Origin of the sequence: Sphingopyxis sp. OAS728 (assembly GCF_014873485.1) — a bacterium.
Taxonomy (GTDB): domain Bacteria; phylum Pseudomonadota; class Alphaproteobacteria; order Sphingomonadales; family Sphingomonadaceae; genus Sphingopyxis.
This window is the reverse complement of sequence record NZ_JADBDT010000001.1, coordinates 55,057-81,517: the sequence shown is the minus strand read 5'-3', so window position 1 is coordinate 81,517 and position 26,461 is coordinate 55,057. Positions and strand designations below refer to the sequence as shown.

Genomic DNA, 26,461 nt, shown 5'->3' with positions numbered 1-26,461 from the left:
AGTTGCGCAAGCTGGCGCGCAGGTCGCACGGCGCGTCGATAAGCCAATGTCGCACAAGCGGAATTTTTTTCGATTCTCGGCGGCGAAAAATGCAACTCGGGCCAAATTGGCAGCCGATAAGCGCTCGAACCGCTATGCTGCCGGCAACCGCAGCCGAACCATCAACCCACCCAAATCCTCGCTCTCTTCGAGCGTGATACTGCCGCCATAGATTTCGGCGACGTCGCGGACAATTGCGAGGCCCAATCCCGTTCCCGGCTTGCCGCTGTCGAGCCGGACGCCGCGGTCGAAGATGCGTTCGCGGTCGGCGGGTGAGATGCCGGGGCCATCGTCCTCGATCAGGATTTCGGCCATCCCGTCTTCGCGTCCGACCGTGACGAACACGCTGCCGCCGCCATATTTGGCCGCATTTTCGAGCAGGTTTCCGACGAGTTCGTCGAGATCCTGCCGCTCGACCCGCACCACGACGCTCTTGTCGCCAGCCGCGTCGAGGCGGGCATCGGGATAAAGCGCCGCGACCGCACGCGACACGCTGTTTACGCTGTCCCAGACGACCGCCCGCGCCTGCGCCGCGCCCCGCCGTCCGACGGCGCGGGCGCGCGCGAGATGGTGGTCGACCTGCCGCTGCATCGTCGCCGCCTCGCGCCGCACGGTTTCGGCGAGCTCCGACGTCGAACTCGTCGCGCTGTTGACGAGGACGGTGAGCGGGGTCTTGAGCGCATGCGCGAGATTGCCGGCGTGGAGCCGCGCCTCCTCGGCCTGCTTTTCGTTGTGCGCGAGCAGCGCGTTGAGTTCGTCGACCATCGGCTGCACTTCCAGCGGCAACGGGGCGTCGACGCGGCGATTCTGCCCACCGCGCATCGCCGCGATCGCCCGGCGAATGTGACGCAGCGGCCACAGGCCGTAAAAGGTTTGGAGCGCCGCAAGGATGATGAGCCCGAGACCGAGCAACCCAAGGCTGGGGATCAGCGTGGCGCGCACCGCGCGGTTTTGGGTGTCGAGCGCCTCGCGCGATTGCGCGATCTGGAACCGCCAGTTGGTCTTGCTGCCCGGAAGGATGACGTTGCGTTCGAGCACACGCAGTTCCTCTTCGGGGAACTGGTTGCTGTCATAGGTATGGATCTGGTTGTCGACGTGCGGAGCGGGCGCCTTCAGCGTGCGCTCCCACAGCGAGCGCGAGCGATAGGGTTCCTGATTGCCGCCGCTGATCTGCCAGTAAAGGCCGCTATAGGGTTCGAGGAAACGCTGGTCGCCGAGCGGTTCGACCAGCCGCACTTCGCCGTCGGGGCCGATCTCCGACGAGCGGATCATCGCGATCAGCACATATTCGAGGCTCGAATCGAAGTTGCGCGTGATGGCCCCGGTCAGCACCCGGTCGAGCGCAAAACCGCCGCCGATCAGCAGCACCGAGATCCACAGCGCCGCGATCGCGATCATGCGCCGCGCAAGCGAGCCGGTGATGCGACTGGTCAGCGCCTGCGGCTTGTCCGCGTCGGTATCCGCGACGACGGCCGGGGCGTCGGCCTCCGCCACGGATCAGCCCTGCGGATCGTCGAGCTGGTAGCCGAGCCCGCGGATCGTCGTGATGATATCGGCGCCAAGCTTTTTGCGGATACGCGTCACGAAGACCTCGATCGTGTTCGAATCGCGGTCGAAATCCTGATCGTAGATATGCTCGATCAGCTCGGTGCGCGACACGACCTTGCCCTTGTGGTGGAGCAGGTACGACAGCAATTTATATTCCTGCGCGGTCAGCTTCACGGGCGCGCCATCGAGCGTGACACGGCCCGAACGCGTGTCGAGCCGCACCGGCCCAGCAATCAGCTCGCTCGACGCATTGCCCGCGGCACGGCGGATGAGCGCGCGCAGACGCGCGATGAGCTCTTCGGTCTGGAACGGCTTGGCGAGATAGTCGTCGGCGCCGGCATCGAGCCCCGCAACCTTGTCGGACCAGCTATCGCGCGCGGTGAGGACGAGCACGGGGAAGTTGCGCTTTTCGCGGCGCCAGCGGTCGAGCACGGTCAGCCCGTCGATTTCGGGGAGCCCGAGATCGAGGATCGCCGCATCGTAATTTTCGGTCGAGCCGAGGAAATGGCCGTCCTCGCCATCGGTCGCGAGATCCACGGCATATCCGGCGCCTTCAAGCGTCGCCTTGAGCTGCGGGCCCAGCATGGGTTCGTCTTCGACAATCAAAATCCGCATTCAGGCGCCTTTCCGTTGCGCACCGGGCAGCCCGGCCGCATGTTTCGACTGTGTATCAAGTCCGAACGATCATCGCAAAATCTCGTTGCGACGAACCGAGCGACTAGGGAAATATCAGGGTTTGCGTCCCACGATCCGGCCGGTGCGGGCATCGACATAGACAACGACGACTTGGCTGCCGTCCATGAATTTTAGCGCATAGATCATCCGGCCCGCGTCGAATTGCGGACCGCCGAGATACGTCATCTCGCTATACGGCGGGCGCGAGCGGACGTCGGCGATCAACTTGTTGAGCGGGATCACCTGCCCTTGCGCCGCGGCCTGCCGCAGATTGTCCTGGTCGCGGTCGCCGCGCGCGGCCGCTGGCCCCGCTGCCGACAGTAGCAGCGCGGAGACGAGAGAAAAGGTCAGCGTGCGGATCATGGCCGTTTCTCTAATGCAAAGGCATTGAATAGGTGATGAATGGACCGGTCAGCCCCGGTTTCGTTTCCAGCCATGACCCCAATGGCCATGGTGGGCGCGACAGGGATTGAACCTGTGACCCCACCCGTGTGAAGGGTGTGCTCTACCGCTGAGCTACGCGCCCGATCGGGACGGACCGAAGGTCCGGCGTCCGAAAGCTGGACGTCCATAGCCGCTGCGACGGTGATTGCAACGGGGATTTGCTCAATCTTCACGCACAAACCACATCGATCCTATCGGCAGATACAAATCGGGCCGCAGCTTGCGCCACGGCCCGAGATGTTTCACCAGAAGGTGCCTGTCAACTTAGTTGACGGCGTCCTTGAGGGCCTTGCCGGCCTTGAACTTCGGCTGGTTCGACGCCGCGATGGTCATCGTTTCGCCGGTGCGCGGGTTGCGACCGGTCGATGCCTTGCGCTTGCTGACCGCGAAGGTGCCGAAGCCGACGAGACGGACTTCGCCGCCCTTCTTCAGCGAACCGGTGATTGCGTCGAACACGGCCTCGACGGCCTTGCTCGCGTCACCCTTGGTCAGGCCGCTCGAGTCAGCGACGGCGGCGATCAGGTCTTGTTTGTTCATGCCTAAGGAACCCCTGCATTATGGTTGGTTAGATGATTCTCATGGCCCGAAGCCATGGCGCGTCACTAACGATGTTTGACCCCGGCTTGTCAAAGCAAAAAAGGGGGAAAAACGCCCCAAAACGTCGATTTTGCGACGAATTTGGGGCGAAATGCCGCGAAGCGGGTCCGACTCAGTGCCGAATCGTCGTTTCGGGGTCGGTTCCGGCCGGAACCGGGGGCGACGCGGCAAGCTCGTCGGCCTCGGTCCATTCGATCGGAACCACCGGCGATACGAGCGCTTCGGCGAGCACCTGATCGACATGGCTGACCGGAATGATCTTCAATCCGCTCGTGATATTCGCCGGAATTTCAACAAGGTCTTTCTCGTTTTCTTCCGGGATCAGCACGGTCTTGATGCCGCCGCGCAGCGCCGCAAGCAGCTTTTCCTTGAGGCCGCCGATCGCGAGCACGCGGCCGCGCAGCGTGACTTCGCCCGTCATCGCGACATCGCGGCGTACCGCGATCCCGGTCAGCGTCGAAATCATCGCGGTGACCATGCCGACACCCGCCGACGGGCCGTCCTTCGGAACCGCACCTTCGGGCAAGTGGATATGGATGTCCTTGCGCGCGAACAGGCTGGGCTTGATGCCGTAAGCCGGCGCGCGCGCCTTCACGAAGGACAGCGCAGCCTGCACCGATTCGGTCATCACTTCGCCAAGCTTGCCGGTGGTGCGCACTTGCCCCTTGCCCGACGCGGTGACGGCTTCGATCGTCAGCAATTCGCCGCCAACCTCGGTCCAGGCAAGCCCGGTGACCGCACCGACCTGGTCCTCCAGATCGCCCATGCCGTGGCGGAATTTCCGCACGCCCGCGAATTCCGAAAGATTATCGGGCGTCACGGTGACGGTTTCGGCCTTCCCTTCAAGAATGCGGCGCAGCGCCTTGCGCGCAAGACGCGCAATCTCGCGCTCAAGCGTGCGAACGCCGGCTTCGCGGGTGTAATAGCGGATGAGGTCGCGCAGCCCCTCTTCGGTCAGCTCGAATTCGCCGGCCTTCAGCCCATGCGCCTCGACCTGCTTCGCGATCAGGTGCAGCTTGGCGATCTCGACCTTCTCGTCCTCGGTATAGCCCTCGAGCCGGATGATCTCCATGCGGTCGAGCAAGGGCTGCGGCAGGTTCAGCGAGTTCGCGGTGGTCACGAACATGACGTCCGACAGGTCGACGTCGACCTCCAGATAATGGTCCTGGAACTTGCCATTCTGTTCGGGGTCGAGCACCTCAAGCAGCGCCGACGCCGGATCGCCGCGGAAATCCTGGCCGAGCTTGTCGATCTCGTCGAGCAGGAACAGCGGGTTCATCGTGCCGGCCTTTTTGAGGTTGGTCACGATCTTGCCCGGCAGCGAGCCGATGTAGGTGCGGCGATGGCCGCGGATTTCGGCCTCGTCACGCACGCCGCCCAGCGACTGACGCACGAATTCGCGGCCCGTGGCTTTCGCGATCGAACGGCCGAGCGAGGTCTTGCCGACGCCCGGAGGGCCGACGAGGCAGAGGATCGGCCCCTTCAGCTTGTTGGTACGCGCCTGCACCGCGAGATATTCGACGATGCGGTCCTTGACCTTTTCGAGCGCATAATGGTCGTCGTCGAGGACGGCCTGCGCCTTGGCGATATCCTTCTTGAGCTTCGACTTCTTGCCCCACGGCAGGCCGATCAGCGTGTCGAGATAGTTGCGAACGACGGTGGCCTCGGCCGACATCGGCGCCATCGCGCGGAGCTTCTTGAGCTCGGCGTTCGCCTTGGCCTTGGCCTCCTTCGACATTTTCAGGCCGTCGATCTTGAGCTGCAGCTCGGCAAGGTCGTCGCCGCCCTCGCCATTGTCGTTGCCGAGCTCGCGCTGGATCGCCTTCAACTGTTCGTTGAGATAATATTCGCGCTGGCTCTTTTCCATCTGGCGCTTCACGCGGCCGCGGATCTTCTTTTCGACCTGCAGCACGCCGAGCTCGCCTTCCATGAAAGCGAAGACCATTTCGAGCCGCTTCGACGGCGCATCTTCGACGAGCAATGCCTGCTTGTCGGACACCTTGATGTTGAGATTGCCCGCAACCGAGTCGGCGAGGCGCGAGGCGTCCTCGATCTGCGACAGCTGCACCGCGGTTTCGGCGGGCATTTTCTTGTTGAGCTTGGCGTAATTTTCGAACTGGTCGACAACCGAACGCATCAGCGCGGCGGTATCGACGCTGTCGTCGACGGTGTCGCCGACGGGCTTCACGCTCGCCATCACGGCCTTGTCTTCGGTGGTCAGGCCGAGCAACTTCGCGCGCTCCTTGCCCTCGACAAGCACGCGGACCGTGCCGTCGGGCAGCTTCAAAAGCTGGAGAACGGTGGCGATCACGCCGACGTCGTACAGATCGTCGCGCTGCGGATCGTCCTCGCCCGGATCGAGCTGCGCGACGAGGAAGATTTCCTTGTCGCTTTCCATCGCGGTTTCGAGCGCGGCGACCGAACGGTCGCGGCCGACGAACAGCGGCACGATCATGTGCGGGAAAACGACGATGTCACGTAGCGGAAGAAGGGGATAAGATTGCGTCATTACGGCTCCTGGACGGGCCCCGCGACCGGGCGCACCGCCCTTCTTATAGGTGGTTCTTCGCTAATATGGCGTAATTTCGCACGCATTCAATGTCGCTGCGCTGAACGGCGCGGCCCATAGGGATTTGGAGGCCGGCTCAGAACGGCAGCTTGAAACCCGGGGGGAGCGGCAGGCCGCTCGTCATCTTGCCCATTTCTTCGTTGCTCGCGGTATCGGCCTTTTCGCGCGCGTCGTTGAACGCGGCCGCGAGCAGGTCTTCGAGCATCTGCTTGTCCGACGGAACCATCAGGCTGTCGTCGATGTGGATCGCCTTGATCCGGCCCTTCGCGGTCGCGGTGATCTTGACCAGACCGCCGCCCGACACGCCCTCGACCTCGACACTGTCGAGCTTGGCCTGCGCCTCCTGCATCTGCGCCTGCACGGTGGCGGCGGCTTCTTGCGCCGCCTTCATCATTTCTTCGATCGATTTCATGGGTTCGACCTATGGCGATTGTCGTCGCCCTCGACAAGTCTCGCGTCGGGAAAAGCGGCCAAAGCGGCCTTCACGACCGGCAATTCGCGGATTCGGGCGTCATTATCGGCGAGCTTAGCAGCACGGATCGCGCCAAGGCTCGGCCGCCCCTCACCCTCGCCCTCCCGCACGTGCCAGCGGCTTCCGGTCTGCGCGAGCAGCGCGTCGCCGAGATCGCGGGCGAACGCCCCGCCGAGCGCCGGGACAGGCGCGAAAACGATGCTGCCCGGTTCGAGTTCGATGATTCGCAGATGATCATAGAGATCGACCGCAAGCCGATGATTTCCTGTGGTTTCGAGAAGCTGATGAATTTGGGCGACAGTGAGGGCGGATGCCGGCACCTCCGGGCTTGTCGTCGCGGACGCTTCCGCCGCCGCGACGGGCTCGGCAGCCATATTCTCCTGTGCGGCAGGTGCCGCCGGCGCAGCGAGCGGCATCGTCGGCACGCCCCCCTTTTCGAGCAGCTTCGCAAGCTCGCCGGGGTCGGGCATCGACGCGGCGTAGATGACGCGAAGCAGCAGCATTTCGAGATGCTCGAGCGGATTGTTCGCGCGCAGCACCTCGTCATGCCCCTTCAGCAGCAATTGCCATAACCGGTTGAGCGGCGCGAAACCCAGCTTTTGCGCCCATTCGCCGATGCGTTCACGGTCCGCCTCGGCGAGCGCGGGGTCATCGTGGCGCGACACTTTAGCGAGCGTGATGGCGTGCGTCAGGTCCATCAGCCCGCGCACCATCGCGACGGGTTCGATCCCCAGCGCATATTGCGCACGCGCGAGATCGATGGCCCCGCCCGCATCGCCTTCGAGGATCGTCGCCATTAGCTGCGCGATCGACGAGCGGTCCGAGAGGCCGAGCATCACGCGGACCTGCGCCGCGCCGATCATCCCGCCGCCATCGAGATCCGCATGCGCGATCGCCTGGTCGAGGATCGACAGGCCGTCGCGCACCGATCCTTCGGCGGCGTTGGCGATCAGCCAGATCGCGGGTGCCTCGGCCTCGACGCCTTCCTTCTGCAAGATCGCGCTGAAATGCGCGAACAGCATGTCGGGGGTGATGCGGCGAAGATCGAAGCGCTGGCAGCGCGACAGCACCGTCACCGGCACCTTGTTCACTTCGGTCGTCGCGAACAGGAATTTGACGTGCGGCGGCGGTTCTTCGAGCGTTTTCAGGAGCGCGTTGAAGGCGTTACGCGACAACATATGCACTTCGTCGATGATGTAGATCTTGTAGCGCGCCGACACGGCGGCATAGCGCACCGCCTCGATAATCTCGCGCACATCGTCGACGCCGGTGTTCGACGCGGCGTCCATTTCGATGACGTCGATGTGGCGCCCTTCGGTGATCGCGCGGCACGGTTCGCACACACCGCACGGATCGATCGTCGGCCCGCCCTGCCCGTCGGGACCGATGCAGTTGAGTGCCTTGGCGATCAGGCGCGCGGTCGAGGTCTTGCCGACCCCGCGCACCCCGGTCATCAGAAACGCATGCGCCAGCCGGTCGCGCGCAATCGCGTTGCCCAATGTGCGCACCATCGCATCCTGCCCGATCAGCTCGGCGAAGGTTTGCGGGCGATATTTGCGGGCAAGGACGCGGTACGGACCGCTCGACGGCTGTGGCGTCGTCTCGGGCAGGTCCATTCCCAGCATCGGGGTTTCGTCGTCGGCGGAATCGCTCATGGCCCCGTCTTAGGGGCGCGCCGCGATCTTGTCGAAGGGGGAAATGGGTGGGAGCCGGAACGACCCGCAGCGAATTCGTTGCGGCTGCTTCCTTCCGGACCTGACCGGGTTGGCGAAGACTGCGTCCGCCCGACTCCCGCGGCGCATATGGCGGCGGATCAGGCGAAATGCAAGCGTGGCGCTGTCGATCAAGATTATGGCGACTTAGGGGGGAAGCGGACGTCGTACAGATGTTGACGCACTTAAAATGGTCAGCGGTTAGGCAAACCACTCTGGAAAATCGCGGAAACTTTTCAGACGGTTGTTAAAGAAGCGAGCAATGAATGCAGTGTCAGTCTTTTTAAAATATTCGCCGTGGGTGAAGAGGCCGTTGCATCCCTCATCGTCTGCGGGGAAAAATTGATTTCGAGTCAATGTGAATTGAAAGGAGGCATGATTCTTCACATTCCTGATCAGGTTAATTTCCTTGATTTTAATCGGATCCGGATCAAGCTTTCCTCCGGAAATTCGATATTCTCGAAAGAAGAGATAGTTGTAGAGTCCACCGCCCACATTTTCTGAGACCGGATATTCAAACTCAACGTCGACATCCCGGGCGTCCACCCATTCCGAAACAGCGTCGGAAGATAGGCTCGGAGCCTCGTTCATGAACGCAATGAGATCATGAATTTGTCGCTCACATTCACCACGTCGGAATGGCTTCGCCTTCTCCGGGGGAATGATTGTGCAAGCTTGCGTCGCTGGAGATGCGAACAGTGTCGCCCCAGCCGCGCCCATCCACAGCAGTTCACGGCGTCCAATCACCATTATCCCCCCCCAACGTATCAAGCGATATGCATAGAGGATCGCACGACATCTCTACGTCAGCAACCCGGTCGCCTCCGGTCAGCGCGGCCCCTGCATGTTGCGGCTTTCGGCGGGGATGTGCACCGTCAGGCCATCCAGAGCCTCGGTCAGCAATATCTGACACGACAAGCGGCTCGTCCGCCTTACCCCCGCGGCAAGATCGAGCATATCCTCCTCCATCTCGCTCGCGGGCGGCAGGCGGTCGAAATCCTCTTTCGCGACGATGACGTGGCAGGTCGAGCAGGCCATCTGGCCCTCGCACGTCCCTTCGAGTGGCATCAGATGCGCCTGCGCGACGTCGAGCAGGATCGAGCCGGGTTCGGCCTCGGCCTCGGTCCGGCCCTTGCCATCGGCGTGGATGAAGGTCACGCGCATTAGTTCACGCCCTGCAATCGTGCGGCATCCCTGATCGCGGTGAGGCCGTCGCGCAATTGCTGCTCGCTCGTGTAACGCCCCCATCCGAGGCGGATCGAGGCGCGGGCATCGGCTTCGCTGACACCCATCGCGCGCAGGACATGGCTGACCTTGCCCGACCCGCTGCCGCACGCGCTACCGAGCGAGAAAGCGACATCGCGCGCATCGGACATCAGGCGGAGGCCGTTCACGCCCTCGCGCCGGACGTTGAGATTGCCGTGATAGCGGCGGGTCGCATCGCCGTTGATCGTCCATTCGGGGAGCATATCGAGCGCAAGCGACCAGAGGCGTTCGACGTGCGCGGCATCTTCGTCGAACCGTTCGGCAGCGAGCGCCGCGGCGGCGCCGAAACCGGCGCAGAGTGCCGGCGAGACGGTGCCCGAACGCATCCCCTGCTCCTGCGCACCGCCGAACATCAGCGGCGGCAAGTCGACGCCGTCCTTGATCCACAGCGCGCCGATCCCCTTCGGCCCGTGGATCTTGTGCGCCGAAAGCGCGATGAGGTCGGCGCCGTCGGGGATCGCGACGCGGCCATAGCCCTGCACCGCGTCGCAGAGCAGCAGGCTGTTCTTCGCATGCGCGGCGGCGGCGAACTCGGCGACCGGCTGGATCGTGCCGACCTCGTTATTGACGAGCATGGTGGCGACGATGCCGCCCTCGGGAATCATCCCGTCGTCGGGCGGCAGCGCGAGCCCCGCGCCATCGACGGGCAGAATGCTGGCATTCAATCGTTCGAGACATTGCAGCGAAGCGGCGTGCTCGATGCTCAGCCCGGCAACACCGCCCGGCATGACCTCGGCGCCGCGAAAGAGCGCCCAGTTGAGCGCCTCGGTCGCGCCGGAGGTGAAGAAGACCCGCCCGCCCTTGGGCAGCAGCGCCGCGACCTGGTCGCGCGCGACTTCGACCGCGGCTGCCGCCGCGCGCCCCGCCTTGTGCGTGCTCGACGGATTCGCAAAGCCGTCGCCTTCCCCGGCCCCTTCCAGCCAGCGCAGCATCGCCTCGCGCGCCTCGGGAGCGAGCGGCGTAGTGGCTTGATAGTCGAGGTAAATCATCCGCCGAGAGAGTCCTTATTGCGAACGATTCGCAAAAGTTGCATGTTGATACCTATTTTCTATATAGGCGCCATCTTCGCTCCGCCACCCCGCCCCTCGGCGAATCACTGGCAAGCCCACGAAACATAGAAGGTGCGCCCATGCCCGACGTTATTTTTCCCGGCCCCGAGGGCCGCATCGAAGGCCGTTTCTCGCCCCCGCCGCGCCCGCGTGCGCCGGTTGCGCTGATCCTGCATCCGCATCCGCAGGGCGGCGGCACGATGAACGACCGCATCACGCAGGCGATGTATAAAAGCTTTGTCGCCCGAGGTTTCGCGGTGCTGCGCTTCAACTTCCGCGGCGTCGGCCGCAGCCAGGGCACATTCGACAACGGCATCGGCGAACTCTCCGACGCCGCCTCGGCGCTCGATTGGGTGCAGTCGATCCACCCCGAAGCGCAGACGACGTGGATCGCAGGCTTCAGCTTCGGCGCGTGGATCGGCATGCAGCTGTTGATGCGCCGCCCCGAAATCCGCGGCTTCCTGTCGGTCGCGCCGCCGGCGAACATGTACGACTTCAGCTTCCTCGCGCCCTGCCCCTCGTCGGGCATCATCGTCGCGGGCGGGCAGGACGAGATCGTGCCGCCGAGCGCGGTGCAGAAGCTGGTCGACAAGCTGCGCACCCAAAAAGGCATCACCATCCATCACGACGAGATCCCGCGCGCGAACCACTTCTTCGAGCATGAGCTCGACCAGTTGATGAAGTCGCTCGACAACTATCTGGATATGCGGCTCGCGCCCGATTCGCCGATCCGCTGACGAGACGATCCTCCCTGTCGCGACGCGACGGGGAGGATTATTTTACCGGCACCAGCCAGATCGTCACATTGGCGAACATCACCAGCGCCGCGACGAGCATCAGCAGCGCGCGGCGACGGTCGCCCTTGCGAAAGACATAGACGGCACCGCCGGTCAAAAGGACGCCGGTCAGCATCAGGATGGAGATGATCGTGTCGGACATAGCCGGCCTTTATCGGCGCCGTCACAAATTTGCCACCTCGCTTATGGCCAATCCGCGCGGCTTCGCCTAAAGGGCCGACATCGATTCCCTTAGACTCCGCGGGAGCCGCACCATGCGCATCGCCATCGCCTCCGACCACGCCGCTTACGAGCTGAAAGCCGTGCTTGCCGACTGGCTGCGCGAAAAGGGGCATGAGGTCGAAGACCTCGGCACCAACGGCCCCGAGAGCGTCGATTATCCCGATTATGGCTACAAGCTCGGCGAAGCAATCGCCGACGGCCGTGCCGAACGCGGCGTCGCGCTCTGCGGGTCGGGTATCGGCATTTCGATTTCGGTCAACCGCAACCCCGCCGCGCGCTGCGCACTCGTGTCCGAGCCGCTGTCGGCGAAACTGGCGCGCGAACATAATGACGCGAACGTTGTCGCGATGGGCGCGCGACTGACCGGCATCGACATGGCCAAGGCGTGCCTCGACGCCTTCCTGACCACCGAATTCGCCGGCGACCGCCACGCGCGCCGCGTCGACAAGCTTTCGAACCCGCCGCAACTGGAGACCAGCCGATGACCACAGACACGCTCGCCAAGCCCATCAAATCGGCCGGCTATTTCACCGACGGCGTCGACAAGGTCGATCCCGCGGTCGCGGCGGCGATGAAGCATGAACTCGAACGCGAACGCTATCAGATCGAACTGATCGCGAGCGAGAATATCGTCTCGAAGGCGGTGCTCGAAGCGCAAGGCAGCGTGTTCACCAACAAATATGCCGAAGGCTATCCGGGCCGCCGCTATTATCAGGGCTGCGCCCCGTCGGACGAGGTCGAAACGCTCGCGATCGACCGCGCCAAGCAGCTGTTCGATTGCGGCTATGCCAACGTCCAGCCGCATTCGGGCGCACAGGCGAATGGCGCGGTGATGCTGGCGCTGACCAAGCCCGGTGCGACGATCATGGGCATGAGCCTCGACGCCGGTGGTCACCTGACCCACGGTGCGGCGCCCGCCATGTCGGGCAAATGGTATAATGCCGTGCAATATGGCGTGCGCGCCGACGATCATCTGGTCGACTTCGACCAGGTCGAGGCGCTGGCGAAAGAACATCGTCCGACGCTGATCATCGCGGGCGGTTCGGCCTATCCGCGCACGCTCGATTTCGCGCGCTTCCGCGCGATTGCCGATGATGTCGGCGCACTGCTGATGGTCGACATGGCCCATTTCGCGGGCCTCGTCGCCGGCGGCGCGCACCCCTCGCCGATGGAACATGCGCATGTCGTCACCACGACAACGCACAAGACGCTGCGCGGTCCGCGCGGCGGCATGATCCTGACCAATGACGAAGCAATCGCGAAGCGCATCAACTCGGCGGTCTTCCCAGGCCTGCAGGGCGGTCCGCTGATGCATGTCATTGCTGCGAAGGCCGTGGCGTTCGGCGAAGCACTGCGTCCCGAGTTCAAGGATTACGCCAAGGCGACCATCGCCAATGCGCAGGCGCTGGCAAACCGGCTGAAGGCACGCGGCGCCGATGTCGTCGCGGGCGGCACCGACACGCACCTCGCGCTGATCGACCTCCGCCCGCTCGGCGTCACCGGCCGCGACGCCGACGAGGCGCTCGAGCGTAGCGCGATCACCTGCAACAAGAACGGCATTCCCTTCGACCCGCTGCCGCCGATCAAAACCAGCGGCATCCGTGTCGGCTCGCCGGCGGGCACGACGCGCGGCTTCGGCATCGCCGAGTTTGAGGAAATCGGCGATATGGTCGCCGACGTGCTCGAGGCGCTGCGCGACAAGGGTGAGCATGGCGATGCCGATGTAGAGGCGAATGTCCGGGGTCGCGTCCGCGCGCTGTGCGAACGCTTCCCGATCTACTAAGGATAAAGCCATGGCGCGGCAGCACCCCGAAGAACCGACGCTGGTCGAACTCTCGATCGAAGAGGTCAAGGCGATGGGCAAGCAAGGCTTGGCCCATCCCTCGACGCGTCCGGTGCTGATCGGCGGTGCGGTCGGCGCGGCGGTGGGTGCATTGCTCGACGCTGTCAGCTGGCCCGTGGGCCTGTTCGGCGGCGCGCTGATCGCGCTGCTGATGCGGGTGAAACGCTAACCGATGCGCTGCCCCTATTGCGGACATGAAGACAGCCAGGTGAAGGACAGCCGTCCGACCGAGGACGGCGCAGCGATTCGCCGTCGCCGCCAGTGCGAGGATTGCGGCGCGCGCTTCACGACCTTTGAACGCATCCAGCTCCGCGAAGTCGGGGTCACCAAGGCCGACGGGCGCCGCGAGCCGTTCGACCGCGAAAAATTGATGCGCAGCATCCAGATCGCGTGCCGCAAGCGCCCGATCGACGGCGCGCGCATCGAACGGCTGGTGTCGGGTATCCAGCGCCAGCTCGAAACGTCGGGCGAGAGCGAAGTGCAGGCGCAGCAGATCGGCGGCATGGTGATGGAGGCGCTGAAAGGCTTCGACAGCGTCGCCTATATCCGCTTCGCTAGCGTCTATCGCGAATTTACCGAGGCCAAGGATTTCGAGGAATTCGCGTCGTCGGTGACCGAAGCAGCGCATAAAAATTGAGCGCGGCCCCGCCCCCAGTCATCGTCCTCGTCCGTCCGCAGCTTGGTGAGAATATCGGCAAGGCGGCTCGCGCAATGCTCAATTTCGGACTGACCGAGCTGCGGCTCGTTACCCCGCGCGACGGCTGGCCCAATCCCGACGCCGGCCCGGCATCGGCAGGCGCCGACATCGTGCTCGCCGAGGCAAAGGTCTTCGACAGCCTGGCCGATGCGGTCGCCGACTGCACCACCATCTATGCCACCACCGTACGCAAGCGCGGCGTGATGAAGCCCGTGCTGACCCCCGAAGCGGCAGCGCGCGAGGTGCATGCAAGCGCGGGCCGCTCGGCCTATGTCTTCGGCGCCGAACGCTCGGGGCTCGAAACCGACGATGTCGCGCTTGCGCACGCGATCGTCACGGTGCCGATCAATCCCGAATTCGCCTCGCTCAACCTGGCGCAGGCGGTCATCCTGCTCGCCTATGAATGGTCGAAGGGCGTCGCACTCGCGAGCCCGCCCGAAGTGCCGCTCGACCCGCCGGCGCCGCATGGCGAGCTGGAACAGCTCATCGAACATTTGACGCGCGACCTCGATGCCAGCGGCTATTTCGTCCCGCCCGAGCGAACCGAGGCGACGCTGCGCACCTTGCGCACCGCGCTGACCAAAACGTGCTGGTCGCACAATGATATCAGGATGATGCACGGAATCGTGACGGCACTTGGCAGAACTCCCCGATCGCGATAACGGGGTGAATCTTCCTTGGAGACCATAATGCTGACTCTCGTTCTTTCCCTCGCGCTCTCTGCAGCCGCCCCCGAAGCGGCGACCGAAGCACCGGCGCCGACCACCGCCACGGCCAAACCGGCCAAGCCAAAGAAAATCTGTCGTACCGACGTGAACACGGGTTCGCGCCTGAAGGGCCGTACCTGCAAGACGCAGGAACAATGGGACGCCCAGCCGCAGGACGTCGGCGGCGATGTCCGTATGAACGGCGGCGCCGGCGCGCGCTGATCGACCAAATTCTCTGATATCGGAATGACGCGGGGGGCGCGGCATCGGGGCATTCGGCTCCGTGCTGACTGCCATGGGTTCATTCCTTGGGGGTCTTTATATGATGACTTTGATATTCTCGCTCGCCCTTGCGGCCGCTACGGCGAACACGGCCGAAACCGCGACGCAGGCGCATGCCGAACAGGCCGCAAAGCCCGCGAAGCCCAAGAAGGTTTGCCAAAAGGTCGAAATGACCGGCAGCACGGTTCCCAAGCGCGTGTGCCGCACCGTCGCCGAACCCATCAAAACGGCCCCCGAAGCGCCGCGTGCCGACGCTGCGGCGCCCACGAGCGGCAGCACCAACTAAGGCCGCTCCCGTCAGCGATCCGTGCGCAGGCGATCCCACCGGATCGCCTCATAGGCGATCGATTGTTCGACGAGTTCGTTCCACACCGCACGCAGTCGCTCGGGCTCCAACCCTGCGGCTTCGGCTTCGCGCGCGACATTGTCGATCACTTGCGCCTTGCGCGCTTCGTCGCGGACGGTGCCACGATCGGTCTTGATGCGGGCAGCCGCATCCATATAGCCGAAGCGGCGGACGAGCAGCGCGACGAGCGCGCGGTCTACCTCGTCGACGCCGGCGCGGACTTCGATCATCGTTTCGCACTGTTCGGGAAGTTTGGCGGAGGTCATGTGCGCTGCCTTTAGCGGCTTTTTCGCCGCTGTCGAGCGGGTGGCTCGACGCTTGACTTTACACCGCTGCCCGTCTAACCGCGCGCCTTCGCAATGGACCCCGCACCCCGGTGAAGCGGCGGTCGCATATGGAAATCTCCATATGGTGCGACCCGGGAACAAGCCGAAATCCTTCGGCACATAGCATATTGGAGAAGACATATGTCGAAGCGCCAGAGCGCCAAGTATAAACTCGACCGCCGCATGGGCGAGAACATCTGGGGTCGCCCAAAGAGCCCGGTCAACCGCCGCGAATATGGCCCCGGCCAGCACGGCCAGCGCCGCAAGGGCAAGATGTCGGACTTCGGCATCCAGCTCCGCGCGAAGCAGAAGCTGAAGGGCTATTACGGCGACATCACCGAGAAGCAGTTCAAGAAGAACTATTTCGAAGCATCGCGCATGAAGGGCGACACCGGCCAGAACCTGATCGGCCTGCTCGAGCGCCGCCTCGACGCCGTCGTGTATCGCTCGAAATTCACCCCGACGATCTTCTCGGCGCGCCAGCTCGTCAGCCACGGTCACGTCTATGTGAACGGCGTGAAGTGCAACGTCGCAAGCCGCCTCGTGAAGCCGGGCGACGAAATCACCCTCGGCAAAAAGGCGCAGGAAATGGCGCTGGTCGCCGAAGCCCAGAGCCTGCCCGAGCGTGACCTGCCCGAATATCTGGCGGTCGACGGCACCAAGACGACCTACGTCCGCGTCCCGACGCTCGACGAAGTGCCCTATCCGGTGAAGATGGAACCGAACCTGGTCGTCGAATTCTATTCGCGCTGATCGAGTTCGCTATCGAATTCAAAAAGGGGCGGTCCGGCAATGGGCCGCCCTTTTCCGTTTCAGTGCGGCAGGAAGGCCGAAATCCGGCCCAGCATCGCTATACGGGTCTCGCTGTCCCACAAATTGTGCGCGAGGCCGGAATATTCGATCAGTTCGACCTTCTTCCCCGCCGACGTGAGCGCACTGCGCATGATGCGGGCCTGGTCGATATCGACGTGCTGATCGAGCGTGCCATGGAACATCAACACCTGCGCCTTGATCGCGCCGGCATTCTGCGCCGGTGATCCTTCGCGAACATGCGGCCCCGACCCGATGAAATCACGCGTGATTGCACCATTCGTCACGCGCATGCTTTGATCCTTCATTTTGCCAAGATCGGTGACTGGTGCGATCGCGACAATCGACTTGAACAGATCGGGCGCGAGCACGCCCGACTGCAGCGCGGCATAGCCGCCATAAGACCACCCGACGATCGACAGCTTTGCCGGGTCGGCACCTTCGGCGACGACCCACCGACCGGCGTCGGCAACGTCGCCGACCGCCGTCTTCCACGACTGGAAACCATTGTTTTGATACCAGCTGTCGCCATAGCCCGACGATCCCCGAAAATTGGGCTGCACCACCGCAAAGCCGCGCTGCGCGAAATATTGCGCCATCCAGTCGAAACCCCATTCGTCGCGCGCCGACGGCCCACCGTGCGGCATGACGATCGCCGGCAACCCTTTTGCATCCGCCCGCCCGGGCGGCAGCGTCAGATAGCCGGGGACCATCGTGCCGTCTGCAGCCGGATATTTGATCGGCCTCACCGCTGACAACGGCTGTTCAGCCAACAAGGGTCGGTTCTCGAGCAGCCGGCGGAGTTGCTTTGCTGCGGGCGTATAACGATAGTAACGGCCTGGATCGACATCGGAGCCCGACCACAGGAGCCAGTGCGCCTCGTCCGCCGACGCATCAATGAAATAGACCTCGCGCCCGCCCAGCGCGCGCGAAAGCGATTTCGCCATCGCCGCGACATTGGGGTCGGTCGTTACCATCTGGCGACGTTCGGTAGCGTAAGTTGCACCGACGACGCGCCGGTCGCGGCCGACCTGCACCAGCTCATTCACATCGACCTCGGGATGTCGATACAGCGTCTCACCCTTACCGGTTCCATCGAGGTTCACGGCCATGACGGCCTGACGTCCGTCGATCCGGCCAAAGCCGATGGCACGATTGGTCGCTGCATCGACCGCCCACGGATCGAACCCCTCGCGCGAAACCACGTCGTAGGACGACAATGGCTGCCAGTCGCCGCCGGCCGCGGGTTTGAAGAAATAACGCAATGTGCCGCTCAAGTTGCCCGTGCGCCCCTCCATCGGCTGGGTGCCCATGATGCGGACCCTGCCCTTGCCATCGGTGATATATTCGCGTGCATCGCGCCGCGGCTTTTCGATGACCTTCACCGTGCCCTGCGAGACGTCCATCAGGTCGACCCCCATGCCCGCGTCTTCTTTGGCAATCAGCGTCGCTTCCGGCACATGACTGCGCATCACGAGGACGTTGTTTGGGGTCCCCGGCTGCCAGTCGATCACACTGCCGCCGCGAAAATCGATGCCCACCGCATTGTCGCCGCGCCGGGTGCTCAGTGTCTTCACATTGCCGCCCGCAGCATCGACGCCAAGCAATGACGAAAAGCCGTAGATGAAATCGCCGAGCTTCTCCCGCCCACCGATCTGGCAGATCAGGCGCGCGTCGGTCGCCCAGCGGCACCATTGCAGGATTTCAGGATCGCCGCTGGCGCGAAGAATACGGCGCGGCGACGCATCGCCGTCGACATCGACCACGAACAGATCATTCGCCTCACCCTTGTTCGGCGCAAGAAACGCAATTTTCCGACCGTCGGGCGACAGGCTGACCTGTGTGATTCCGTCGAGTGTGCCGAAGCGGCGTGCCACCTCGTCGACTTGCGCCTGCACCGACGTCGCAAGCAGTCCGGCACCCAATAGCCATATAAACCGACCCCGCATCCCTATCCCCCCTGTCATTCCGCTTCATGTCTTAGTGCGGAAGAAACCCCGAAATCTTGCGCAGCATGTCGGCACGCGCCTCGCTCGCCTCCAGGCTGTGCGTCAGTTCGGGATATTCGACCAGTTCGACGCGCTTGCCGGCAGCGACAAGAGATCGCTTCATCGTTCTCGACTGCGTCACCTCGACATTCTGGTCGAAGGTGCCGTGGAACATCAGGACCGGCGACTTGATCGCGGCGGCATTCTGCGCCGGCGACCCTTCCTTGAGGTGCGGGCCGCTCCCGAGCATCCGGGTACGAATCCGGCCGTTGCCATTATCCTCTGCTTCGTCCTTCGATTGCTCGAGATCGGTTACGGGCGCGATCGCGACGACCGCCTGAAATAGATCGGGGGTAACGACCGCGGATTGCAGCGCCGCATAGCCCCCGTAAGACCAACCGACGATCGACAGCTTCCGCGGATCGACCCCCTGCCCCGACACCAGCCATCGGCCGCCGTCAGCGATGTCTCCGATCGCCGTTTTCCACGACTGATAGCCGTTGTTCAGAAACCATTGATCGCCATAGCCCGCCGAACCCCGATAATTCGGCTGGAGCACCGCATAGCCCGACTGCGCAAAATATTGCGCCAGCCAGTCGAACCCCCATTCGTCGCGCGCCGATGGCCCGCCGTGCGGCAACACGATCGCGGGAAGCCCCTTCGCATCGCTGCGGCCTGGCGGCAGGGTCAGATAGCCAGGGACCATCGTGCCGTCGGCCGCCGGGTAGCGCACCGACCTGACCGGCGACAGCATCGTTTCCGCCAACGGTGCCCGCGCCATTAGCAAGGGGCGCAGCTCGCCCGCCTTCGGCGTAAACAGATAATAGTTGCCGGGATCGGTATCCGACGTCGCCCGGACCAGGTACCGGCTCTCGTCAGCCGATGCATCGACGACTGCCACCTGTTTTCCACCCAGCGCCTTCGACAGCGCCGTCGTCATCTTGGCAAGCGCCGGATCGGTCATCACTGCGGTGCGCTCGTCGGTGACATAGGACACGCCGACGATCCTGCCATTCCGGCCGACCCGGATCACCTCGTCGACGTCGACTTCGGGATGCGAGTAGATCGGCGTCGTGGCGCCCGATCCATCGAGCGCCATCGACACCACGGCTTTACGTCCATCGACAGGCAGGAAACCGATCGCGCGATTGCTTGCCGCGTCGACCGCAACGGGCTCGAAGCCCTGGTCGGTGACCATGTCGACTTGCGACAGGGACTTCCAGGCGCCCCCGTCCTGAGGTTTGTAGAGATAGCGGATCACCGGTTCATATTGATAAGCGTTGGTCAGCTTTACCGTGCCCATGACGCGAACCCGGCCCTGTCCGTCCGAAATGAACTGGACCGCATCGGGCACCGCCGATTCGACCTTCTTGCTTGTGCCGTTCACCGAGTCGACGCGATCGACACCCAGCCCCTCGGCCTTGCTCGCGATGCGCGTCCCCATGTCGCTTTCGGGAACATAGCTGCGCGTCATCAGCAGCGAGCCGTTGTCGGTCGAGGACCAGTCGATAACCGAACCGCCGCGCGTATCCCAGTAAAGCGCGCGCGTACTGCGCCGGTTGCTGAGCACGCGCAAATTGGTGCCATCTGCATTGATTGCAATGATGTTGGACTGCGAGATCACCTCACCCGCCACATTGTCGGTCGCGATGGCCTGACAGGCGAGACGGGCATTGGTTACCCATCCGCACCACGACAGATTCCCGGCTTTCGCATCGCTCGCGAGGATGCTGCGCGGCGTCGCACCCTCGGTCGCATCGACGATATACAGCCGCCGCTGGCGATTTTGCCCCTGATCGATGAATGCCAGCCGGTTCCCGTCGGGCGACAGGCTGACATCGCGGATCGATTCGAGCGCGCCGAACCGTGCCGCATTATCCTTTTCCTGTGCCCCCACTGCACCAAGCGGCGACAATGCCGCCATCAAAGCCAGAGCCGAAACGCTCCGGCCAACCCATTTTGAAATCACTATGCGCCCCCGCTTTAATTCATACCTGCCGCGAGAGTGATCAAGACGGAAGAATTATCAAGCAAATTTGGAACCTTGGCGGTTGTAACGGAAAGCCCGGTCCATAACGGTTGCCCGCCTTGCATCGACGCGCCGCGGCTGGCACAAGCCCGCTCGTCGCAAATGAAACTTTCCGAGGAATTTCCATGCTTCGCTTCCCCCGAACGACCGCAGCGCTTGCGGTTCTCCTGACCGTTGCCGCGTGCAACACGTCCGACAAGGCGGCGACGTCCGCCACCGCCATTCCCGACGTCCAGATCCCCGAACTGTCGCTCGCGACCTTGCAGGAAGTGACGAAGGAATTGTCGTCGGATGCCTATGAGGGCCGCGCCCCCGGCACTGCAGGCGAGGAAAAGACCGTCGCCTATATCATCAAGAAATATGAGGAAGCGGGGCTGAAGCCCGGGAACAACGGCAAGTGGACGCAGGACGTACCGCTGGTCGAGATCACCGCAAAGAATGCGACGCCGCTGACCTTTACCGGCGGCAAGACGCCGGTGACCGCGCAATATGCGAAGGATTATGTCGCGTTCAGCTACCGCGTGCAGCCCAAGACCGAGGTCAAGGACAGCGACGTCGTCTTCGTCGGCTATGGCATCAACGCCCCCGAAAAGGGCTGGAACGACTATGCCGGCCTGGATGTGAAGGGCAAAACCGTCGTCGTCCTCGTCAACGACCCCGACTGGCAGACCAAGGAAGCCAAGGGCGAATTCAACGGCCGCGCGATGACCTATTATGGCCGCTGGTCGTACAAATATGAGGAAGCCGCGCGTCAGGGCGCAGCCGCCGTGCTGATCGTCCACGATACCGAACCCGCCGCCTATGGCTGGAACGTCGTCGAATCGAGCAACACCGGCGCGAACTATCTCGCCGAAACCAAGGACGGCGGCGCGAAAGAAACCGTCGCCAACGGCTGGATTCAGCTGCCGAAGGCGAAGGAACTTTTCGCAAGCGCGGGCCAGGATTTCGACAAGCTCCGCGCCGCGGCAGGCAAGAAGGGCTTCAAGCCCGTCGCCCTCACCGGCGTGAAGGCGAACTTCGGTTTCGACAATGACATTTCGAAGAAGATGTCGCGCAACGTCATCGGCGTCCTGCCGGGCGCCAAGCGTCCCGACGAATATGTGCTCTACACCGGCCACTGGGACCATCTGGGCCGCTGCACGCCGGTCGCGGGTGACGACATCTGCAACGGCGCGGTCGATAATGCGAGCGGCATCGCCGGTCTCGTGACGCTAGCGCAGGCCTTCCACAAGGCGGGCGCACCCGACCGCAGCATCGTCTTCCTTGCCGTGACCGCCGAGGAATCGGGCTTGCTCGGTTCGAAATTCTACGCCGAAAACCCGATCTTCCCGCTCGCGCAGACGGTCGGTGGCGTGAACATGGATGCGCTGAACGCGATCGGCCCGGCGAAGGACATTGTCGTCGTCGGTGGCGGCAAGTCCGAACTCGACGCCTATGTCGAAAAGCTCGCCAAGATGGAGGGCCGCACGATCAAGGCCGAGCCGACCCCCGAAAAGGGCTTCTACTACCGCTCGGATCACTTCAGCTTCGCCAAGCTCGGCGTGCCGATGTTCAACTTCGGCAGCGGCGAGGATCTGGTCGAGGGCGGCACCGAAGCCGGCAAGAAGGCGTCGGAAGACTATGAGAAGAACCGCTACCACGCGCCGGGCGACGAATATGAGGCGATTACCAACTGGGCCGGCATGATGTCGGACCTGCGCCTCTATTACGCCGCGGGCCGCATGCTCGCGATGACCGACGCATGGCCGAACTGGGTCGAGGGCGACGAATTCCGCGCCGCCCGCGACAAGTCGCGCGCCGGCAAATAAGCGGAAAGAGCGCGCGCCCATGACGCTGAAAATGCCTGCCGAATGGGCGCCGCACGACGCCGTCTGGATCGGATTCCCGCACCTCGCCGAAGAGTGGGCGGGAGCGATCGAAGAAGGACGGCGCGACGTCGCCTGCTTCGCCAACGCCGTCCATGACGGCGGCCGCGGCGAAGAGGTGCGGCTGGTGGTCAACGATGCGCGGCAGGCCGATATCGCCGCCGCGCTCGTCGATCCGGGCGTGCGCATCCTGATCCAGCCCTTGGGGGACATCTGGCTGCGCGACACCGGGCCGATCATCGCCGGCACGGGCGCGGCACGCCGCGCGCGCAACTTCGAATTCAACTGGTGGGGCGAGAAGTTCGTCATGCCGGGCGATCAGGAAGTCGGCGCGGCACTGGCCGCCGGATCGGGTCTGCCGGTCGACGATCAGGACTGGGTGCTCGAAGGCGGCGGCATCGACGTCGACGGCACCGGCCTCTGCGTTACGACCGAGGAATGCCTGCTCAACACGAACCGTAATCCGACGCTGACGCGCGAGGATATCGCGGTTCGGCTCAACCAGTCGCTCGGGATCGACCGCATCCTGTGGCTCGGCAATGGCCTGGTCGGCGATCACACCGACGGCCATGTCGACAATCTGGCGCGTTTCGTCGGCGAAGGTCGGCTCGCGCTGCCCGTCACAGCGGGCTCGGACGATCCCAACGCGCATATCTATGCCGACGCGCGCGCGAGGACCGCGGCGTTCGGCGGGGTCGAGATCGTCGACCTGCCCTCGCCCGGCCGCGTCGAAGTGGACGGCGAGATCGCGGCGGCGAGCTATATGAACTTCTATATCGGCAACAGCGTCGTGGTCGTGCCGACCTATGGTGTCGCGAATGATCGGGCGGCGGTCGACACGCTCGCCGCGCTCTTCCCCGACCGCCGTGCGGTCGGCGTACCCGCGCGCGGGATCATCGTCGGCGGGGGCAGTTTCCACTGCTCCAGCCAGCAATTGCCGGCCTAGTATCGGGTGCGAAGCCCCCTATATTCCGGCTCGATTCTGAGCCCATCACGGATACGCCATGACCCGCACCATCACCGTCGCCGCGCTGCAGCTTCCCCTGCCCGGCCCTGTCCAGCCAAACATCGATGCCGTGACCGCGCTCGTCGTGGAAGCGGCCGCAAAGGGCGCGCAGGTCATCCTGCCGCCCGAGCTCTTCGAAGGCCCCTATTTCTGCCAGGTCGAGGATGAGGAATTGTTCGCGTCGGCGCGCCCGACCGCCGAGCATCCGAGCGTGGTCGCGATGCAGGCGCTCGCCGCGAAACTGAAGGTCGCGATCCCGACGAGCTATTTCGAGAAGGACGGGCCACATTATTACAATACGCTCGCGATGATCGGTCCCGATGGCGCGATCATGGGGACGTATCGCAAGAGCCACATCCCCGACGGTCCGGGTTACGAAGAGAAATATTATTTTCGCCCCGGCAACACCGGCTTCAAGGTCTGGGACGTCTTCGGCACGCGCATCGGCGTCGGCGTCTGCTGGGACCAATGGTATCCCGAATGCGCGCGCGCGATGGCGCTGATGGGCGCCGAACTGCTGTTCTATCCGACAGCGATCGGGTCCGAGCCCTATGACGCGGACCTCGACACCAGCCGCATGTGGCGCCGCGCGATGCAGGGTCACGCCGTGTCGAACTGCATGCCGGTGATCGCGTCGAACCGTATCGGCACCGAGGGCGAGGCCAATTTTTACGGCCACAGCTTCATCAGCGACGAATGGGGGGACCTGACCCAGGAATATGGCGCGTCCGAAACCGGCGTGCTCGTCCAGACGATCGACCTCGACCGTGCCGCCAAGCACCGCGCCGGCATGGGCTTCTTCCGCGATCGCCGGCCGCAGCTTTACGGGCGGCTGGTCGAGGATATTTGAGCCGGCGTCAGCCGCCGCGCGCCGCTTCGACGATCAGCCGGGTGATCGCATCGGGCTGTGAAATCATCGACAGGTGGCTCGCCTTGAGTTCGATCGTCTTCGCGCCCATCCGCTTCGCCATGAAGCGTTCGAGATCGGGATTGATCGTGCGGTCGTCACTCGACACGGCATAGAAGCTGGGTTTCGACCGCCACGCCGCCTGCGTGACCTGCCCGCCCAGCAACGCCCGCTGAAAGGGCTGCTGCACGGCATAGAGCAGCCGCGCCTTCGCTTCGGGCAGATCCCCGGCGAAATCGCGCAGGAAGGCCGCTTCAGTAAGCCGCCCTTCGTCACCGTCATAAACGATGCCCGCCGTTGCTGGCGGCGTCGGATAGGTCGCAGCAAGCGCAGCATAATTCTCGTTCGCGTCGGGTGCCCGCGCCGCGACATAGACGAGCGAAGTGACATTCGGATGCACCCCGGCCTGCGTCACGAGCATGCCGCCGAAACTATGCCCGACCAGCACCGTCGGCCCGTCCTGCCGCGCCAGAACGCGTTCGGCGGCGGCGACCGACTCGTCGAGCGTGGTCAGCGGATTCTGGACCGAGGTCGTATTGAAGCCCAATGCCTGCAGCCGCGATATTACGTCGGTCCAGCAGGAGCCGTCGGCAAAGAGCCCGTGAACGAACACGATATTGCGTGCTTTGACCCTGGGTGGCGTTGCACCCTGCGCGGCGCCGACAAGAAGCGGGGCGGCCGTACCGGCGATGAGGGCGGCGGAAAAATCACGGCGGTTCATCATGGCCTCTCTCCCGAAGCTTGATCGATACGCGCAGCATAGATGACGGCAACGGACCCGCGAACCCAAACCTTGGTTTGGTTTGCTTTCGCGACGGGCGCGGGCAATAGCGGATGAAAGCAAGAGCGGGGAACGACATGGACATTCCGGACGATATTTTCACCGAGCCCGAGGACGTCGATCCCGAAACGCTCGCCAACCTCGGCCCGCTCCGCCGCCTTGCCGGCGTGTGGGAGGGCCAGCGCGGGGTCGATATCAACCCCAAGGCCGACGGCCCCGAGACGCGCCAATATTATGAACGGATCGAGTTGCAGCCGATCGACCCGCAGGCGAACGGCCCGCAACTATTCTATGGGCTGCGCTATCATTTGCACGTCAACACGCGCGAAGAGGACATCGCCTTTCACGACCAGGTCGGTTACTGGCTCTACGAAGCCGCGACCGGCCTGATCTTGCAAACATTGGCGATCCCGCGCGGCCAGATCGCGATTGCGTCGGGTCATGCCGAACCCGATGCCAAGCGGCTCGTCGTCAAGGCGACGCGCGGCGAGACCGAATATGGCATATGCTCGACGACCTTTCTCGACCTCGCCTTTCGGACCGACGCCTATCAGTTGACGATCGATTTTCACGACGACGGATCGTGGAGCTATGTGTCGGACACGACGCTGGTCGTGAAAGGTCGGGAGGAGCCTTTCCTCCATCGCGACCGCAACAAGCTGGTAAAAATCGCCGAGCCCGATCTCAACCCTTGGGCGAAGATCGCGCGCGGCGGCTGAGATCAGCTTTCGAAGCGGTGGATGCTTTCGAGGTCGGTGCGATCAAGCGGCTGCGTCAACCACAGGCCGCCGCGCCCGGCACGCGACCAGCGAACGATCGCGCGGCGCTTGACGTCGCCCGCGAGGATCAGGTCGAATTCCTTGCCGACCTCCAGATGGCCGTCGTGGATGAATCCGGCGCCGTTCTGTGACAAGTCGACGAGTTCGATGCCGGTGGTGCCGTCGTCGGTGACCGCTTGCGCCTGCGTGCTGACCGGCAGGCGCGGCTGGCGATAACCGGTGGCGCGCTGTTCGGCGGCCAATTGCTTCAGCACATCGGCGACGTCGACTTCCTTGTCGAACGACACGCCGCAACGGCCCGCGTCGGACCACACGACTTCGCCACGGATAACAACCGTGTCCGAAAGCGCGATCTCCAGCTTTTCGCCGACCGCGATCGGAACGTCGGCGGCAAGCATCATGCCCTTGTCCGAAATATTACGGACTCGCCACAGACCCGCGTCGCCATTGCGGATCACCTTGGCGATCCGCCAGACCGTGCGATAGCGGTCGCCGCCACGACGATCGGTGTCGGCGGCGCTTTCCTGTTCCTCTACCGGATTGGAGAGGGGGCGTTGGTTCATGTCACATACCTTATCGAAGCAGCACGGAACGGAAGCATAGCCTCCTGTCTATACTGCGAAATACACAATCCCCACCCGGCTGCATTACTTGAATTTAGCATATAATTCAATGACAGTGCGGGTCATAGTTAACGTTGCCTCA

29 protein-coding genes, 1 tRNA gene and 1 other RNA gene are annotated in these 26,461 nt (G+C 63.7%); 13 read left to right on the top strand and 18 right to left on the bottom strand.

Features of this window, described 5'->3' with window-relative positions:
• Window positions 1–132: 132 nt before the first annotated feature.
• From GGC65_RS00410 to GGC65_RS00355, 12 genes are all read right to left on the bottom strand, one after another.
• Entirely contained in the window at window positions 133–1,437 is a 1,305-nt protein-coding gene (locus GGC65_RS00410) for a sensor histidine kinase (protein WP_192649326.1), read from the bottom strand.
• Between the two features lie 99 nt (window positions 1,438–1,536).
• Window positions 1,537–2,202 carry a response regulator transcription factor gene (locus GGC65_RS00405; protein WP_192645351.1) on the bottom strand — a complete coding sequence of 222 codons (666 nt, stop codon included), beginning with the start codon at window positions 2,200–2,202 and terminating at the stop codon, window positions 1,537–1,539.
• A 114-nt stretch (window positions 2,203–2,316) separates the two neighbouring features.
• A complete protein-coding gene (locus GGC65_RS00400; protein ID WP_192645350.1) occupies window positions 2,317–2,625 on the bottom strand; it encodes a PepSY domain-containing protein in 309 nt (102 codons plus the stop codon).
• 88 nt (window positions 2,626–2,713) lie between these two features.
• Window positions 2,714–2,788: transfer RNA gene (locus tag GGC65_RS00395), tRNA-Val, on the bottom strand.
• A gap of 182 nt (window positions 2,789–2,970) precedes the next feature.
• The gene (locus GGC65_RS00390; protein ID WP_037510426.1) at window positions 2,971–3,243 is read right to left on the bottom strand and encodes an HU family DNA-binding protein; all 273 of its coding nucleotides are present in this window, start codon (window positions 3,241–3,243) and stop codon (window positions 2,971–2,973) included.
• Window positions 3,244–3,415: 172 nt separating this feature from the next.
• Window positions 3,416–5,812, bottom strand: a complete 2,397-nt coding sequence (gene lon / locus GGC65_RS00385; protein ID WP_192645349.1) for an endopeptidase La — start codon at window positions 5,810–5,812, stop codon at window positions 3,416–3,418.
• 136 nt (window positions 5,813–5,948) lie between these two features.
• A complete protein-coding gene (locus tag GGC65_RS00380) occupies window positions 5,949–6,284 on the bottom strand; it encodes a YbaB/EbfC family nucleoid-associated protein (RefSeq protein ID WP_192645348.1) in 336 nt (111 codons plus the stop codon).
• Window positions 6,281–7,999: a DNA polymerase III subunit gamma/tau gene (locus tag GGC65_RS00375; RefSeq protein WP_192645347.1), complete on the bottom strand. Its 1,719-nt coding sequence runs from the start codon at window positions 7,997–7,999 to the stop codon at window positions 6,281–6,283. The genes GGC65_RS00380 and GGC65_RS00375 overlap by 4 nt, the downstream gene beginning before the upstream one ends.
• Before the next feature lie 43 nt (window positions 8,000–8,042).
• An RNA gene (ffs, locus tag GGC65_RS00370) (signal recognition particle sRNA small type) lies at window positions 8,043–8,140 on the bottom strand.
• 117 nt (window positions 8,141–8,257) lie between these two features.
• Window positions 8,258–8,806, bottom strand: a complete 549-nt coding sequence (locus GGC65_RS00365) for a hypothetical protein (protein ID WP_192645346.1) — start codon at window positions 8,804–8,806, stop codon at window positions 8,258–8,260.
• 78 nt (window positions 8,807–8,884) lie between these two features.
• A complete protein-coding gene (locus GGC65_RS00360) occupies window positions 8,885–9,220 on the bottom strand; it encodes a 2Fe-2S iron-sulfur cluster-binding protein (protein ID WP_192645345.1) in 336 nt (111 codons plus the stop codon).
• Window positions 9,220–10,311 carry a cysteine desulfurase family protein gene (locus GGC65_RS00355; protein ID WP_192645344.1) on the bottom strand — a complete coding sequence of 364 codons (1,092 nt, stop codon included), beginning with the start codon at window positions 10,309–10,311 and terminating at the stop codon, window positions 9,220–9,222. Before GGC65_RS00355 ends, GGC65_RS00360 begins: the two co-directional genes overlap by 1 nt.
• 140 nt (window positions 10,312–10,451) lie before the next feature.
• On the opposite strand from GGC65_RS00355, the gene GGC65_RS00350 reads away from it, so the two are divergent.
• Window positions 10,452–11,108: an alpha/beta hydrolase gene (locus GGC65_RS00350; RefSeq protein WP_037510410.1), complete on the top strand. Its 657-nt coding sequence runs from the start codon at window positions 10,452–10,454 to the stop codon at window positions 11,106–11,108.
• A 37-nt stretch (window positions 11,109–11,145) separates the two neighbouring features.
• Here the strand turns inward: GGC65_RS00350 and GGC65_RS00345 are convergent, their stop codons facing one another.
• Entirely contained in the window at window positions 11,146–11,310 is a 165-nt protein-coding gene (locus GGC65_RS00345) for a hypothetical protein (protein ID WP_192645343.1), read from the bottom strand.
• Window positions 11,311–11,422: 112 nt separating this feature from the next.
• Here GGC65_RS00345 and rpiB point away from each other — a divergent pair, with 112 nt between their 5' ends.
• The 7 genes from rpiB to GGC65_RS00310 all read left to right on the top strand — a co-directional run bounded on the left by rpiB (window position 11,423) and on the right by GGC65_RS00310 (window position 15,205).
• Complete coding sequence (rpiB, locus tag GGC65_RS00340; protein ID WP_192645342.1) at window positions 11,423–11,875, top strand: ribose 5-phosphate isomerase B; 453 nt, start codon at window positions 11,423–11,425, stop codon at window positions 11,873–11,875.
• The gene (gene glyA / locus GGC65_RS00335) at window positions 11,872–13,173 is read left to right on the top strand and encodes a serine hydroxymethyltransferase (RefSeq protein WP_192645341.1); all 1,302 of its coding nucleotides are present in this window, start codon (window positions 11,872–11,874) and stop codon (window positions 13,171–13,173) included. The genes rpiB and glyA overlap by 4 nt, the downstream gene beginning before the upstream one ends.
• Window positions 13,174–13,183: 10 nt before the next feature.
• Window positions 13,184–13,402 carry a hypothetical protein gene (locus GGC65_RS00330; RefSeq protein ID WP_192645340.1) on the top strand — a complete coding sequence of 73 codons (219 nt, stop codon included), beginning with the start codon at window positions 13,184–13,186 and terminating at the stop codon, window positions 13,400–13,402.
• Between the two features lie 3 nt (window positions 13,403–13,405).
• Complete coding sequence (gene nrdR, locus GGC65_RS00325; protein WP_039573215.1) at window positions 13,406–13,870, top strand: transcriptional regulator NrdR; 465 nt, start codon at window positions 13,406–13,408, stop codon at window positions 13,868–13,870.
• Window positions 13,867–14,592 carry an RNA methyltransferase gene (locus GGC65_RS00320; protein ID WP_192645339.1) on the top strand — a complete coding sequence of 242 codons (726 nt, stop codon included), beginning with the start codon at window positions 13,867–13,869 and terminating at the stop codon, window positions 14,590–14,592. The genes nrdR and GGC65_RS00320 overlap by 4 nt, the downstream gene beginning before the upstream one ends.
• A gap of 27 nt (window positions 14,593–14,619) precedes the next feature.
• Entirely contained in the window at window positions 14,620–14,859 is a 240-nt protein-coding gene (locus GGC65_RS00315; protein ID WP_192645338.1) for a hypothetical protein, read from the top strand.
• A 100-nt stretch (window positions 14,860–14,959) separates the two neighbouring features.
• Window positions 14,960–15,205 carry a hypothetical protein gene (locus GGC65_RS00310; RefSeq protein WP_192645337.1) on the top strand — a complete coding sequence of 82 codons (246 nt, stop codon included), beginning with the start codon at window positions 14,960–14,962 and terminating at the stop codon, window positions 15,203–15,205.
• Between the two features lie 11 nt (window positions 15,206–15,216).
• On the opposite strand, the gene GGC65_RS00305 is transcribed toward GGC65_RS00310, so the two are convergent.
• Complete coding sequence (locus GGC65_RS00305; protein ID WP_192645336.1) at window positions 15,217–15,531, bottom strand: chorismate mutase; 315 nt, start codon at window positions 15,529–15,531, stop codon at window positions 15,217–15,219.
• 201 nt (window positions 15,532–15,732) lie between these two features.
• Between GGC65_RS00305 and rpsD the strand changes: the two genes are divergently transcribed.
• On the top strand, window positions 15,733–16,344 hold the full coding sequence (gene rpsD, locus GGC65_RS00300) for a 30S ribosomal protein S4 (protein ID WP_058803739.1): 612 nt from the start codon (window positions 15,733–15,735) through the stop codon (window positions 16,342–16,344).
• A 59-nt stretch (window positions 16,345–16,403) separates the two neighbouring features.
• Here the strand turns inward: rpsD and GGC65_RS00295 are convergent, their stop codons facing one another.
• Together GGC65_RS00295 and GGC65_RS00290 are read right to left on the bottom strand one after the other, a co-directional pair.
• Window positions 16,404–18,350 carry an alpha/beta fold hydrolase gene (locus tag GGC65_RS00295; RefSeq protein WP_225940608.1) on the bottom strand — a complete coding sequence of 649 codons (1,947 nt, stop codon included), beginning with the start codon at window positions 18,348–18,350 and terminating at the stop codon, window positions 16,404–16,406.
• A 31-nt stretch (window positions 18,351–18,381) separates the two neighbouring features.
• Complete coding sequence (locus tag GGC65_RS00290; RefSeq protein ID WP_192645334.1) at window positions 18,382–20,313, bottom strand: alpha/beta hydrolase family protein; 1,932 nt, start codon at window positions 20,311–20,313, stop codon at window positions 18,382–18,384.
• Window positions 20,314–20,543: 230 nt separating this feature from the next.
• Here GGC65_RS00290 and GGC65_RS00285 point away from each other — a divergent pair, with 230 nt between their 5' ends.
• The 3 genes from GGC65_RS00285 to aguB are packed head-to-tail and all read left to right on the top strand — an operon-like array spanning window position 20,544 to window position 24,139.
• Window positions 20,544–22,226: a M28 family metallopeptidase gene (locus GGC65_RS00285; RefSeq protein WP_192645333.1), complete on the top strand. Its 1,683-nt coding sequence runs from the start codon at window positions 20,544–20,546 to the stop codon at window positions 22,224–22,226.
• Window positions 22,227–22,245: 19 nt separating this feature from the next.
• A complete protein-coding gene (locus tag GGC65_RS00280) occupies window positions 22,246–23,229 on the top strand; it encodes an agmatine deiminase family protein (protein WP_192645332.1) in 984 nt (327 codons plus the stop codon).
• Window positions 23,230–23,287: 58 nt separating this feature from the next.
• The gene (gene aguB, locus GGC65_RS00275; protein WP_192645331.1) at window positions 23,288–24,139 is read left to right on the top strand and encodes an N-carbamoylputrescine amidase; all 852 of its coding nucleotides are present in this window, start codon (window positions 23,288–23,290) and stop codon (window positions 24,137–24,139) included.
• A 7-nt stretch (window positions 24,140–24,146) separates the two neighbouring features.
• Here aguB and GGC65_RS00270 read toward each other — a convergent pair whose 3' ends face one another.
• The gene (locus GGC65_RS00270) at window positions 24,147–24,920 is read right to left on the bottom strand and encodes an alpha/beta fold hydrolase (RefSeq protein ID WP_192645330.1); all 774 of its coding nucleotides are present in this window, start codon (window positions 24,918–24,920) and stop codon (window positions 24,147–24,149) included.
• Between the two features lie 134 nt (window positions 24,921–25,054).
• Between GGC65_RS00270 and GGC65_RS00265 the strand changes: the two genes are divergently transcribed.
• Entirely contained in the window at window positions 25,055–25,696 is a 642-nt protein-coding gene (locus GGC65_RS00265) for an FABP family protein (RefSeq protein WP_192645329.1), read from the top strand.
• A gap of 2 nt (window positions 25,697–25,698) precedes the next feature.
• Here the strand turns inward: GGC65_RS00265 and GGC65_RS00260 are convergent, their stop codons facing one another.
• Window positions 25,699–26,319, bottom strand: coding sequence for a PilZ domain-containing protein (locus tag GGC65_RS00260; RefSeq protein ID WP_192645328.1), 621 nt, complete (start codon window positions 26,317–26,319; stop codon window positions 25,699–25,701).
• Window positions 26,320–26,461 lie beyond the last annotated feature (142 nt).

Coding starts and splice junctions, on each gene's coding strand:
- GGC65_RS00410 (WP_192649326.1), bottom strand. CDS start 1,437: ATGATCGCGATCGCGGCGCTGTGGATCTCGGTGCTGCTGATCGGCGGC.
- GGC65_RS00405 (WP_192645351.1), bottom strand. CDS start 2,202: ATGCGGATTTTGATTGTCGAAGACGAACCCATGCTGGGCCCGCAGCTC.
- GGC65_RS00400 (WP_192645350.1), bottom strand. CDS start 2,625: ATGATCCGCACGCTGACCTTTTCTCTCGTCTCCGCGCTGCTACTGTCG.
- GGC65_RS00390 (WP_037510426.1), bottom strand. CDS start 3,243: ATGAACAAACAAGACCTGATCGCCGCCGTCGCTGACTCGAGCGGCCTG.
- lon (WP_192645349.1), bottom strand. CDS start 5,812: ATGACGCAATCTTATCCCCTTCTTCCGCTACGTGACATCGTCGTTTTC.
- GGC65_RS00380 (WP_192645348.1), bottom strand. CDS start 6,284: ATGAAATCGATCGAAGAAATGATGAAGGCGGCGCAAGAAGCCGCCGCC.
- GGC65_RS00375 (WP_192645347.1), bottom strand. CDS start 7,999: ATGAGCGATTCCGCCGACGACGAAACCCCGATGCTGGGAATGGACCTG.
- GGC65_RS00365 (WP_192645346.1), bottom strand. CDS start 8,806: ATGGTGATTGGACGCCGTGAACTGCTGTGGATGGGCGCGGCTGGGGCG.
- GGC65_RS00360 (WP_192645345.1), bottom strand. CDS start 9,220: ATGCGCGTGACCTTCATCCACGCCGATGGCAAGGGCCGGACCGAGGCC.
- GGC65_RS00355 (WP_192645344.1), bottom strand. CDS start 10,311: ATGATTTACCTCGACTATCAAGCCACTACGCCGCTCGCTCCCGAGGCG.
- GGC65_RS00350 (WP_037510410.1), top strand. CDS start 10,452: ATGCCCGACGTTATTTTTCCCGGCCCCGAGGGCCGCATCGAAGGCCGT.
- GGC65_RS00345 (WP_192645343.1), bottom strand. CDS start 11,310: ATGTCCGACACGATCATCTCCATCCTGATGCTGACCGGCGTCCTTTTG.
- rpiB (WP_192645342.1), top strand. CDS start 11,423: ATGCGCATCGCCATCGCCTCCGACCACGCCGCTTACGAGCTGAAAGCC.
- glyA (WP_192645341.1), top strand. CDS start 11,872: ATGACCACAGACACGCTCGCCAAGCCCATCAAATCGGCCGGCTATTTC.
- GGC65_RS00330 (WP_192645340.1), top strand. CDS start 13,184: ATGGCGCGGCAGCACCCCGAAGAACCGACGCTGGTCGAACTCTCGATC.
- nrdR (WP_039573215.1), top strand. CDS start 13,406: ATGCGCTGCCCCTATTGCGGACATGAAGACAGCCAGGTGAAGGACAGC.
- GGC65_RS00315 (WP_192645338.1), top strand. CDS start 14,620: ATGCTGACTCTCGTTCTTTCCCTCGCGCTCTCTGCAGCCGCCCCCGAA.
- GGC65_RS00310 (WP_192645337.1), top strand. CDS start 14,960: ATGATGACTTTGATATTCTCGCTCGCCCTTGCGGCCGCTACGGCGAAC.
- GGC65_RS00305 (WP_192645336.1), bottom strand. CDS start 15,531: ATGACCTCCGCCAAACTTCCCGAACAGTGCGAAACGATGATCGAAGTC.
- rpsD (WP_058803739.1), top strand. CDS start 15,733: ATGTCGAAGCGCCAGAGCGCCAAGTATAAACTCGACCGCCGCATGGGC.
- GGC65_RS00295 (WP_225940608.1), bottom strand. CDS start 18,350: ATGCGGGGTCGGTTTATATGGCTATTGGGTGCCGGACTGCTTGCGACG.
- GGC65_RS00290 (WP_192645334.1), bottom strand. CDS start 20,313: ATGGCGGCATTGTCGCCGCTTGGTGCAGTGGGGGCACAGGAAAAGGAT.
- GGC65_RS00285 (WP_192645333.1), top strand. CDS start 20,544: ATGCTTCGCTTCCCCCGAACGACCGCAGCGCTTGCGGTTCTCCTGACC.
- GGC65_RS00280 (WP_192645332.1), top strand. CDS start 22,246: ATGACGCTGAAAATGCCTGCCGAATGGGCGCCGCACGACGCCGTCTGG.
- aguB (WP_192645331.1), top strand. CDS start 23,288: ATGACCCGCACCATCACCGTCGCCGCGCTGCAGCTTCCCCTGCCCGGC.
- GGC65_RS00270 (WP_192645330.1), bottom strand. CDS start 24,920: ATGATGAACCGCCGTGATTTTTCCGCCGCCCTCATCGCCGGTACGGCC.
- GGC65_RS00265 (WP_192645329.1), top strand. CDS start 25,055: ATGGACATTCCGGACGATATTTTCACCGAGCCCGAGGACGTCGATCCC.
- GGC65_RS00260 (WP_192645328.1), bottom strand. CDS start 26,319: ATGAACCAACGCCCCCTCTCCAATCCGGTAGAGGAACAGGAAAGCGCC.